A 10,102-nucleotide genomic window follows, 5' to 3' on the forward strand; every position below is an offset into this window, starting at 1 on the left:
CGAGCCTCCTTTTCGTTTAGTACAAAGATTTTGTCATATTATTCCGAATAATTTCAAGGGATTTCGCTACAGTTAATGCATTCTTTTCTTCAATTTCCGGTTTGCGGGGGATAGGTTTATACATGTTGTCTGGATCTTCCCATGTTAGGGGAAGTTCTGTTTCTGCTTGTCCTTTCCAAGCGTCAATCCATTCTGGAGGAAGATAACCTGAGATGTTTTGGATGTTGTTCATTTCGAGCCAAATGAGTGCCCAAGCCCTTGGGACGACGCGCCAGTGGTCATAACCACCACCGCCGACAGCAATCCAGCGACCGTCGCAATATTCATTAGCGATTTCGCGAGCGAGCTTCGGTATTTCACGGTAAATATTCATTGTTGAACAAAGGTGTGTAAGTGGATCGTAATAATGTGCGTCAGCGCCGTTTTGCGTTAAAATAATATCGGGTTTAAAGTATGCGGCAACTTCTTTTACAACAGTTCGATAGGAATCTAAAAACGATTCGTCTTCTGTAAAAGCATCGAGTGGAACGTTGAAAGAATAACTATAGCCATTACCTTGTCCGCGTTCATTTACAGCGCCAGTTCCAGGGAATAAATAACGCCCAGTTTCATGTAATGAAATAGTGCATACGTTAGGATCGTCGTAAAAAGACCACTGTACACCATCACCGTGATGAGCGTCTGTATCAATATATAAAACACGTAAACCGTATTTTTTCTGTATATATTTCATTGCGATGGAACTGTCATTATAAATGCAAAATCCAGAGGCTTTGCCGCGAAAACCGTGATGTAAGCCACCCCCTAAATTAAGAGCGTGCTTTACTTTCCCGGAAAGAACAGCATCGACAGCTGTTAATGTACCGCCAACGAGTAATGCACTTGCTTCGTGCATATTTGGAAACATCGGTGTATCTTCTGTTCCGAGTCCATACGTCATCGCAATTGATTTTTCTAACTTACCTTCTCCAGCACGTTTTACCGCATTTATGTATTCCTCTGTATGAACGTAGGCGATTTCTTCATCTGTAGCCATCCGTGGTGAGATGATTTGGGAAGGAGAGATGAAACCACCCTTTTGTAATAAATCATACGTAAGTGTGACGCGCAGTTGGTTAAAAGGATGATCAGGGCTAAAGGAATAGCCCCGAAAGTCATCCGAATAAATAAACGCGCTACTCATGCTTGCATCCCCATAATGTTCGGCCATAATACGCGGTAGCCTTCTGCTTCAAGTGCATCAATTACTTTTAGAGGATTCATCGTTTGAATGCGGAAAACGAGTACTTTATCATTCTCATCTTTTGCTGGATAGACGAGAACGCTCACGATATTTATTTGTAAATCACTAAAAATAGCAACGACTTTTCCTAGAATACCAGGCTCATTTTTTACTTGAATTTCAATTTGTGAACTCGGTTGATGTGCGCCTGTTAATTTCACTAACGTATGCAGTACAGTAGATTCGGAAATAATTCCAACTAACTTTCCAGCCTTTGTCACAGGAAGACAGCCAATTTTGTTTTCAAAAAATAAAGTAGCAATTTCTTCAACGAAATCGAGAGGATGGCAAGTCATAACAGGATGCTTCATAATAAGTTCAAGCGGTTGCTGCAGCATATCGAGTGAAACTTGTTCATCTAGAATAGATGGACTTGCATCTCTTACATCCCGATCAGAAATAATGCCTACGACATGATTATTTTGATCGACAATTGGAATGTGCCGAATGCCTTTCGTGCGTATCGTTCGGATTGCTGTTTCGATTGTATCGTTTGGATGTAGTGTCACTACATTTTGATTCATAATTTCTTCTACAATCATTCCAGTTGCCCCCCTTTATTAATACATAAAGCGATTGTGAAAACGTAGACGATCAAAAGCTTGAATAGAATCCGTATCAACACGTTTTCCGATGCGTACCATTAAACAGTTGGCAGGGTGGGAACAAATTTCAGGATCATCTGTAGCCATCCATTGTAAACCACCAGCATTCATCATCTTCTCCATTACTTTTCGGTATTCCCAAACATTTAAGCCTGTTTGCTTTAAATCCCAGTGCCAATAATATTCAGTCGTCAATATAATGTAATCTTCCATATAATCGTCCATCATAGAAACTTCTAATAAGTTCTTTCCGACAGAGCTCCCGCGGAAGGTTGGGACGACTTCAATTGCCCCGAGCTCAATTAAGTTCTCCATTTTTCCTTCTGACCATCGTTCGAGAGGATCAGGATACAAGTATGTAACATATCCAACGATCGTTTGGTCATGTCTAGCAATAATGAGACGAGCTTCTGGTAATTTAGAAATTTCGACAATTGCTTTATATTGTTGCTCGGCAGGACGAAACGCAACTAAATCTGGATGAAATTCATACATTTCTAAGTTATGTGTAGAGACAGGACCTTCAATAATTAAAGTGCCTTTCGCTGTTTTTAAGTTTCTAGCATTATATATTTTCTTATGGATCAATGTATTGCTCACCACCTTGAGGTTTTGAGAATCTATTAATATCGTACTTTATAATATATGCGATGTGAATCGAATTTTGTCATTAAAAATTTGTCTAAAAATCAACAAATATACTGAAAATTTTAAATAATGTCATTATAATAGATAATAGAATACATAGGAGGGGGATGTAAAGTATGAAAGTAGAAACGCTTCCAGTCATTAAAGGAAAAAATAATTTGCCGAATTATGAAGAGGCATACGCGAATTTTAACTGGGAAGAGGTTAATAAAAATTTTACTTGGAATGAGACAGGCCGAGTAAATATGGCGTATGAAGCAATTGATAAGCATGCGAAATCCGATCGTAAAAATAAAGTAGCCCTTTATTATCAAGATGGATCGCGAAAAGAGAAATATACATTTAAGGAAATGAAGGATTTTTCTAATAAAGCAGGAAACGTCCTGAAAAATTATGGCGATGTTGAAAAGGGCGATCGCGTTTTTATTTTTATGCCGCGTTCTCCAGAATTATATTTTGCACTTTTAGGTGCGGTGAAATTAGGGGCAATTGTTGGGCCGCTATTTGAAGCATTTATGGAAGGTGCAGTTCGCGATCGCTTAGAAGATAGCGAAGCGAAGGTGTTAATTACAACGCCTGAATTGTTAGAGCGTGTACCATTAAATGATTTACCTGCTTTAAAAACAGTCTTCCTTGTTGGAGATAATGTAGAAGAAGGCGGTAAAACGGTAGCGTTCAATCCTTTATTTGAACAAGCTTCAAAAGAATTACATATCGAATGGTTAGGCCGTGAAGAAGGTTTAATTCTTCACTATACGTCTGGTTCTACTGGTAAGCCAAAAGGTGTTCTACATGCGCAAAACGCAATGGTACAGCACTATCAAACGGCGAAGTGGGTATTAGATTTAAAAGAAGACGATGTATATTGGTGCACAGCTGATCCAGGCTGGGTAACTGGAACGGCTTACGGTATTTTCGCACCGTGGTTAGTTGGAGCATCAAATGTTGTTTTAGGTGGCCGCTTTAGCCCAGAAGCTTGGTATGAAGCACTGCAAGATTACGGTGTAACAGTTTGGTATAGTGCACCAACAGCGTTCCGTATGTTAATGGGTGCTGGACAAGATGCAATTAAAAAATATGATTTATCACAAGTGCGCCACGTATTAAGCGTTGGTGAGCCATTAAATCCAGAAGTAATTCGCTGGGGTATGAATGCATTTGGACTTCGTATTCATGATACGTGGTGGATGACAGAAACAGGTGGACAAGTTATTTGTAACTACCCTTGTATGGAAATCCGTCCAGGGTCAATGGGTAAACCAATTCCAGGTGTGAAAGCAGCGATTGTTGATAATGATGGAAATGAAGTGCCTCCATACACAATGGGGAACTTAGCAATTGCGAAAGGTTGGCCATCTATGATGCGTGCGGTTTGGAATAACCCGCAAAAGTACGAGTCTTACTTCATGCCGGGAGATTGGTACGTATCAGGTGATTCAGCTTATATGGATGAAGACGGATACTTCTGGTTCCAAGGACGTATTGACGATGTAATTATGACGTCAGGTGAGCGCGTTGGACCGTTTGAAGTAGAAAGTAAATTAATCGAGCACGCTGCTGTTGCAGAGGCTGGTGTAATTGGTATTCCTGATCCGGTTCGCGGCGAAATCATTAAAGCATTTATCGCACTTCGAGCAGGATACGAGCCATCAGAAGAATTAAAAGAAGAAATTCGTCAATTTGTAAAGAAAGGCCTAGCAGCTCATGCAGCGCCAAGGCAAATTGAATTTAAAGATAAATTACCGAAAACGAGAAGTGGTAAAATTATGCGCCGCGTATTAAAAGCGTGGGAGTTAAATTTACCAACAGGTGACTTATCGACGATGGAAGATTAAGAGAGAAAGGTCTGAACGAAAAACGTTCAGACCTTTCTTTTTTATGGTATCATAAACTTATATATACGAGTTAAAGGGGATAGTAGGATGAAAACAGAAAAAGAAAAGATGATATTAGGAGAAATGTACATACCGGCTGATCCAGTTTTAGTACGAGAGAGAGCGCAAGCACGTGTATTAACGAGAAAATTCAATGCTACGCCAGAAGTGCAGTTAAAAGAGCGTAGCGAAATCATAAAAGAATTATTCGGAACGACAGGAGACAATATTCACCTTGAATCTTCTTTTAGATGCGATTACGGTTACAACATTCATGTTGGTGAAAATTTTTATGCGAACTTTGATTGTACGATTTTAGACGTATGCCCGGTGACAATCGGCGTGAATTGTATGTTAGCTCCAGGCGTTCACATTTATACAGCGACACACCCGCTTGATCCAGTAGAGCGCATAAGCGGAGTAGAATACGGAAAGCCAGTTACAATTGGCGATAACGTATGGATTGGCGGAAGAGCGATTATTAATCCAGGTGTAACAATTGGAGACAATGCTGTTATCGCATCTGGCGCCGTCGTAACAAAAGATGTACCGGATAATGTAGTAGTTGGCGGGAATCCTGCAAAGATTATTAAAAAAATAAAATAATATTTGAACGAAGCGCCTTCCTCGTCTGTATACATTTGTGAAAGAATAGATGAGGGAGGCTTTTTTATGTCTAATAAATTACTTCTTACTTTTGCTTTAGTTGGAATTATAGTCGTATTTTCTTGTGGTTTGTTATTACCGATGCCAATCGGATTTAAAGTTTCAATGATTACAGCTGGCGTTATGATGATTGTTATGTTTTCCATCATCATTCCATTTGATAGAAAATATATAGTACGGAAAAAAGGATATAAAATTGATTTTACAAAAACAAAAGTGTACTTTCGCTGGAATGTATTTGATACGATTTCAGCTTGTCTTGCAGTGTATGCATGCATATGTGTGCAAGCATTAAATATTTTAGTTTCAACCGGACAGACAATTCAAAACCCGTATGTTCAATTTTTTACGAATCAATCGCAAGTATGGATCATTGTCGCTAGTTGCTATTTAATTTCCCGCATTTCATTAACGTTAAAAGGAATAAAGGAGATCAAAAATCATGGCGCAGATTGGGATTGAGGAGGAACTCATGCTTGCGTATCAAAGTGGAGATAAGCAGGCGGGAGAAAAACTATATGTTTTGATCAAACCAGCGCTATACACATTTTTGTATCGATTTAACCGAGATGAACAATTGAGTATCGACCTCGTGCAAGATACGTTTTTGACGCTAGAGCGTAAGAAACATATGTATGAACCTGAAAAGGGCAAAATAAAAACGTATTTATTTCAAATTGGTTATCGTCTTATGATTAATAAATTAAATAGAAGAAAAAAGTGGCGTACGCTTTTGCCATTTTTAGTGCCGATTCAGGAAAAAGAATTTTCTCACGAAGATCGGCTCACAGTAAGAGAAGCAATTTTGAAAGTTCCAGAAGAGCAAAGGGCGGTCCTAATCCTTTCTTATTATCATGACATGCAGCAAAAAGAAATTGCAGAGGTATTAGAGATTCCAGTCGGAACGGTGAAGTCGAGACTTCATAACGGAATAAAGAAATTGAAACAATTGCTGGAGGTGGATGAAATTGAGCGAAAATCCCTTTAAGAATGAATATAAATTACAGCAACATTTAGATAGTGACCATATAGAAATACCAGATTTTCCAAAAGCGGTAAGTCGCTTCGATCGATTAATCGGATTTATGGGTTCTCCGGCGAAAGATCCTGTGGAGGCGACGATTGGGAATGATTTATCCATTGTTTTTCATATCTCACTATTAGTCGGTGTTCCAATTCTTTCTCTTATTACGATATTCTGTGCGACGTTGTAAAGGATTGGTAAGCAGAGAAATCCGGCCCTTATTTGACACGCCTATATAAATGATGGTATAAAGAAAAGTATATGAATAATTGAGCGTGGAAAGGGAGAAGTAGTGATCATTTCCCTGTTTTAGAGAGCTGATGGTCGGTGGAAATCAGCACATAGATGATCGCGAATTACGCCCCTAGAGCATCTTTTTTCGATTGAATTGTATTCAAAAGGGAAAAGACGGTGCTAAGCCGTTATGTAAATAAGGTGGTAGGCTTTTTTTGCCTGCAACTAGGGTGGTAACGCGATAATCAAAATCGTCCCTTATTTGAAGGGGCGATTTTTTTATGTTTTCAACCTTCACGCCAGTAATGAACTTAAAGGAGAGTATGTAGGATATGGGTATTTTACAAGATCTTGAATTTCGCGGTCTAATTAATCAGCAAACAGACGCTGAGGGCCTTGAGCAATTATTAGAAAAAGAAAGCGTTAAATTATACTGTGGTTTCGACCCGACAGCGGATAGCTTACACATCGGTCATATGTTACCAGTATTAATGTTACGTCGTTTCCAATTAGCTGGTCACCAACCAATCGCACTTGTTGGCGGTGGTACTGGTATGATCGGTGACCCAAGTGGTAAAAAAGCAGAGCGTACATTAAATACGAAAGATACAGTTGCTTACTACACAGAAAGCATTAAAAACCAACTTTCAAACTTCTTAGAGTTTGAAAACGTGGATAACCCAGCAACAATGGCTAACAACTATGATTGGCTTGGTAACTTAGATGTAATTTCATTCTTACGCGATATCGGTAAAAACTTCGGTTTAAACTATATGTTAGCAAAAGATACAGTAGCATCTCGTTTAGAGACTGGTATTTCATTTACTGAATTCAGTTATATGATTTTACAATCATACGACTTCTTAAACTTATACAAACACCATAATTGCCGCCTACAAATCGGTGGTAGTGACCAATGGGGTAACATTACAGCTGGTCTTGAATTAATCCGTAAATCAGAAGAAGATGCGAAAGCATTCGGTTTAACAATTCCACTTGTTACTAAATCTGACGGTACGAAGTTTGGTAAAACAGAAGGCGGCGCAATTTGGTTAGACCCAGAAAAAACAACTCCTTACGAGTTCTACCAATTCTGGATTAATACAGATGACCGCGACGTTGTTAAATACTTAAAATACTTCACATTCTTATCTCATGAAGAAATTCTTGAGCTTGAGAAGCAAGTAGCTGAAGCACCAGAAAAACGTGCAGCACAAAAAGCATTAGGTTCTGAAATGACAAAACTTGTTCACGGCGAAGAAGCATTAGAGCAAGCAATTAAAATTTCAGCTGCACTATTCAGTGGTTCTGTAGCAGAACTGACTGCAAGCGAAATCGAACAAGGATTCAAAGACGTACCATCTGTAGAACGTACTGCAGAAGATACAGTATTAATCGACTTACTTGTAGAAAGCAAAATCTCTCCATCAAAACGTCAAGCACGTGAAGATGTAACGAACGGCGCAATCTACGTAAACGGTGAGCGTACACAAGCATTAGACTACGTTGTAACAGAAAACGACCGCATCGAAGGTAAATTCACAATCATTCGCCGCGGTAAGAAGAAATATTTCTTAATTCGTTACTAATCAGAAACGAATATATAACAAATAGTACCCCGAATTGTAGGCTGAAAAGTTTATGATTCGGGTTTTTTTATGTATGGATTTAAATCGCCGGATAGTTTCTTTTAAATAGAATATAAAGAATTAATATGAGCATATAAAGTAAGCTAATTAGCATAACGATAAATGCCGCCGGATAGAATTTTGCTGCATATATAAAGAAATCAATTTGATAAATATCTTGGTAATTTGAAACAGTGCCTTTAAAGTAATTCGTAAACTTAGCGCTATATTTCCATTCATCAGGGTAATCTATTAAATTACTTCCCTGATACCAACTTATAAGTGCTGAAGCAATAAAAAGCATACAGGCACTGCCTAATTGAACCATTTGGTTTATTGTCAAAAAGAATTCACCTCCTATTTTATGGTTATTGTAGCGTGCATTCGTATGCCTGTAACCTTTTTGTTGTAATCTCCTTTTCGAGTTCATACGGAAATCACATGTAAGCGGTATGATAAATGTATAACAAATAGAAAGGAGTGGTAAAACGAAATGTCACTAGAAGCGCTCATTATTTTTTCTTTGCTAAATGCGGGGCAGCTTGCAGAGAATTCGAAGGTTGATATACATAAAGAGCAGAAAGATGCTTATGTATATGTTCAGAAAGAGGAAAATAAATAACTTTAATATATATAAATAAAAGCTACTCGAAGTAACTGTTTAGTTGCCTTCGGTAGCTTTTTCATTTGTATAGCTTTATTTGTGCGAGAGTTAGCTCTTCATTTGTTTTTATAACTCCAATCCTAACTCCATTGGTAAATTTCTTGTAATTCGATGACATCAGCTAAAGCTATTTGTGATTGAAATGAAACTTATGTACAGATGAGGTAAATAAAAAATCCAGTTCATAAGAATTGGATTTTTATTATATTTTGGATTTTGTTTTTGATTACAATTTCCACTTAGGAGAAAGATAGTAAAATATTTTGAAATCATTTTTGCTGAATTTATAACTCTTCTAATTTTTATCTAATAAAGCATTAACTTTATTGTTATTTATGTAGCAAGAGTAAGACATTATTAAATTCTAAAACTGTATTGGTTTATATGCTAATGCTATATCTACTATTTGTTCTGGAGTAAGGTCTTCATCATTCCAATATATTAGATCACTTACTTCTGGATGTGGAACATTTCTTTCTACAACTTCTATCATTTCATCAATCTCTTCTTCAGTTCCTTCACACTCTACAATTTTACTTACTAGATTTATCAGTTCTTCTTTCGTCATTTTGAGTGTCATACTAACCATCCTTTCATAATCATTAACCTTTTTTACCGAAATGATATTTAGGTTGTGAATACCATCTACATATTTATTAACTTCCTCAAAAAATGGTTGTAAATGAGTGTTTTGTGAATAATATTTTCTTAGCATAAGACCATCTCCCTCTATTCATGTTTCCAAGGCGCAACGTCTCAAGTTTAGATACATAAAGAAATCCGGCTCTTGTGAGTCGGATTTCTTTATGTATAGGATAAGATTTCCTTTCTTATATATAAAATTATGAATAGATAGGAATTAATTCTTGTTTAAAATCTTCGTACATTTCAAAGGCGATTTTCATAATTTCTTTGAGTTCATCGTAACTGTGGAAATATAGCACGGGTACTTTTTCCATGTCATTTGATAACAATCTTATAAATATGTCCCAAGGGTCTCCAGCTCTAACTTCACCATTATGCCATGCTTCCCAAATCAATTCAGCAACACCATATTTTAAGCTGATGTTGAATCTAAAGGTGTAGACATCTTTGTTTTTTACTTCTCCTGCAATAAAAAAGTCTTCTTTTTTATTGTAACGAGCTTTATAGCCAAGAGACTCGAATACTTCAATAGCTTTTTCATTTTCATAGTTTTCAAATGTATTTGTTCTATCGGGAAATTTTTCTGATAAGGATTTATATCTTTCTACAAATTCAATTTTCTCAAGTACCTCTTTTATTTCAAGTTCTAAATCATATGCCATCAATTATTCCTCCCTAAATCTAATCTTAATAGCATATTTACCTTTCATTTCTTTAAAATACGTCTCAAAATTTCCCCTAAATTTGTTTCTTTTTTCGTACGTGAAATTGAAGTCTTTGCAAATTTATCCCGCTTTAATGGGCAGTAAGACCCCCACCTCAAAATTCAGCG

At 37.2% G+C, this 10,102-nt stretch carries 13 protein-coding genes and 1 other annotated feature; of the genes, 7 read left to right on the plus strand and 6 right to left on the minus strand.

Annotated features, from left to right (window positions below):
• Positions 1–16: 16 nt before the first annotated feature.
• Genes acuC through acuA form a run of 3 tightly spaced genes read right to left on the minus strand, consistent with a single transcriptional unit; the run spans position 17 to position 2,475 of the window.
• Positions 17–1,183 carry an acetoin utilization protein AcuC gene (gene acuC / locus BAQ48_RS05575; protein WP_071710329.1) on the minus strand — a complete coding sequence of 389 codons (1,167 nt, stop codon included), beginning with the start codon at positions 1,181–1,183 and terminating at the stop codon, positions 17–19.
• Positions 1,180–1,824 (minus strand): acetoin utilization AcuB family protein, encoded by a 645-nt coding sequence (locus tag BAQ48_RS05580; protein ID WP_000634583.1) that lies wholly within the window; start codon positions 1,822–1,824, stop codon positions 1,180–1,182. Before BAQ48_RS05580 ends, acuC begins: the two co-directional genes overlap by 4 nt.
• Positions 1,825–1,842: 18 nt before the next feature.
• Entirely contained in the window at positions 1,843–2,475 is a 633-nt protein-coding gene (gene acuA / locus BAQ48_RS05585; protein ID WP_071710330.1) for an acetoin utilization protein acetyltransferase AcuA, read from the minus strand.
• Between the two features lie 176 nt (positions 2,476–2,651).
• On the opposite strand from acuA, the gene acsA reads away from it, so the two are divergent.
• The 6 genes from acsA (at position 2,652) to tyrS (ending at position 7,922) form a co-directional block, all read left to right on the plus strand.
• A complete protein-coding gene (gene acsA / locus BAQ48_RS05590) occupies positions 2,652–4,370 on the plus strand; it encodes an acetate--CoA ligase (RefSeq protein ID WP_071710331.1) in 1,719 nt (572 codons plus the stop codon).
• Positions 4,371–4,457: 87 nt separating this feature from the next.
• Positions 4,458–5,015: a maltose acetyltransferase domain-containing protein gene (locus tag BAQ48_RS05595; RefSeq protein ID WP_071710332.1), complete on the plus strand. Its 558-nt coding sequence runs from the start codon at positions 4,458–4,460 to the stop codon at positions 5,013–5,015.
• A gap of 66 nt (positions 5,016–5,081) precedes the next feature.
• On the plus strand, positions 5,082–5,537 hold the full coding sequence (locus BAQ48_RS05600) for a hypothetical protein (RefSeq protein WP_071710333.1): 456 nt from the start codon (positions 5,082–5,084) through the stop codon (positions 5,535–5,537).
• Complete coding sequence (locus BAQ48_RS05605) at positions 5,518–6,063, plus strand: RNA polymerase sigma factor (RefSeq protein ID WP_071710334.1); 546 nt, start codon at positions 5,518–5,520, stop codon at positions 6,061–6,063. The genes BAQ48_RS05600 and BAQ48_RS05605 overlap by 20 nt, the downstream gene beginning before the upstream one ends.
• Complete coding sequence (locus tag BAQ48_RS05610) at positions 6,044–6,289, plus strand: hypothetical protein (RefSeq protein WP_071710335.1); 246 nt, start codon at positions 6,044–6,046, stop codon at positions 6,287–6,289. Before BAQ48_RS05605 ends, BAQ48_RS05610 begins: the two co-directional genes overlap by 20 nt.
• Positions 6,290–6,366: 77 nt before the next feature.
• Positions 6,367–6,595: a binding site (T-box leader), on the plus strand.
• Between the two features lie 70 nt (positions 6,596–6,665).
• Complete coding sequence (tyrS, locus tag BAQ48_RS05615) at positions 6,666–7,922, plus strand: tyrosine--tRNA ligase (RefSeq protein ID WP_071710336.1); 1,257 nt, start codon at positions 6,666–6,668, stop codon at positions 7,920–7,922.
• A 79-nt stretch (positions 7,923–8,001) separates the two neighbouring features.
• On the opposite strand, the gene BAQ48_RS05620 is transcribed toward tyrS, so the two are convergent.
• Entirely contained in the window at positions 8,002–8,304 is a 303-nt protein-coding gene (locus BAQ48_RS05620) for a YjdJ family protein (RefSeq protein WP_071710337.1), read from the minus strand.
• 150 nt (positions 8,305–8,454) lie between these two features.
• On the opposite strand from BAQ48_RS05620, the gene BAQ48_RS05625 reads away from it, so the two are divergent.
• Positions 8,455–8,583: a hypothetical protein gene (locus BAQ48_RS05625; protein WP_000050940.1), complete on the plus strand. Its 129-nt coding sequence runs from the start codon at positions 8,455–8,457 to the stop codon at positions 8,581–8,583.
• 406 nt (positions 8,584–8,989) lie between these two features.
• Here the strand turns inward: BAQ48_RS05625 and BAQ48_RS05630 are convergent, their stop codons facing one another.
• Both BAQ48_RS05630 and BAQ48_RS05635 read right to left on the minus strand, forming a co-directional pair.
• Positions 8,990–9,205: a bacteriocin immunity protein gene (locus BAQ48_RS05630; protein WP_071710340.1), complete on the minus strand. Its 216-nt coding sequence runs from the start codon at positions 9,203–9,205 to the stop codon at positions 8,990–8,992.
• Between the two features lie 262 nt (positions 9,206–9,467).
• The gene (locus tag BAQ48_RS05635) at positions 9,468–9,932 is read right to left on the minus strand and encodes a hypothetical protein (protein WP_071710338.1); all 465 of its coding nucleotides are present in this window, start codon (positions 9,930–9,932) and stop codon (positions 9,468–9,470) included.
• Between the last annotated feature and the right edge of the window lie 170 nt (positions 9,933–10,102).

The sequence above is a fragment of the Bacillus luti genome (genome assembly GCF_001884105.1).
GTDB classification, from domain to species: Bacteria; Bacillota; Bacilli; order Bacillales; family Bacillaceae_G; genus Bacillus_A; species Bacillus_A luti.

What these genes read in the sequence shown, in the direction of transcription:
- acuC (WP_071710329.1), bottom strand. Translation starts at nt 1,183, where the DNA reads ATGAGTAGCGCGTTTATTTATTCGGATGACTTTCGGGGCTATTCCTTT.
- BAQ48_RS05580 (WP_000634583.1), bottom strand. Translation starts at nt 1,824, where the DNA reads ATGATTGTAGAAGAAATTATGAATCAAAATGTAGTGACACTACATCCA.
- acsA (WP_071710331.1), top strand. Translation starts at nt 2,652, where the DNA reads ATGAAAGTAGAAACGCTTCCAGTCATTAAAGGAAAAAATAATTTGCCG.
- BAQ48_RS05595 (WP_071710332.1), top strand. Translation starts at nt 4,458, where the DNA reads ATGAAAACAGAAAAAGAAAAGATGATATTAGGAGAAATGTACATACCG.
- BAQ48_RS05600 (WP_071710333.1), top strand. Translation starts at nt 5,082, where the DNA reads ATGTCTAATAAATTACTTCTTACTTTTGCTTTAGTTGGAATTATAGTC.
- BAQ48_RS05605 (WP_071710334.1), top strand. Translation starts at nt 5,518, where the DNA reads ATGGCGCAGATTGGGATTGAGGAGGAACTCATGCTTGCGTATCAAAGT.
- tyrS (WP_071710336.1), top strand. Translation starts at nt 6,666, where the DNA reads ATGGGTATTTTACAAGATCTTGAATTTCGCGGTCTAATTAATCAGCAA.
- BAQ48_RS05625 (WP_000050940.1), top strand. Translation starts at nt 8,455, where the DNA reads ATGTCACTAGAAGCGCTCATTATTTTTTCTTTGCTAAATGCGGGGCAG.
- BAQ48_RS05630 (WP_071710340.1), bottom strand. Translation starts at nt 9,205, where the DNA reads ATGACACTCAAAATGACGAAAGAAGAACTGATAAATCTAGTAAGTAAA.
- BAQ48_RS05635 (WP_071710338.1), bottom strand. Translation starts at nt 9,932, where the DNA reads ATGGCATATGATTTAGAACTTGAAATAAAAGAGGTACTTGAGAAAATT.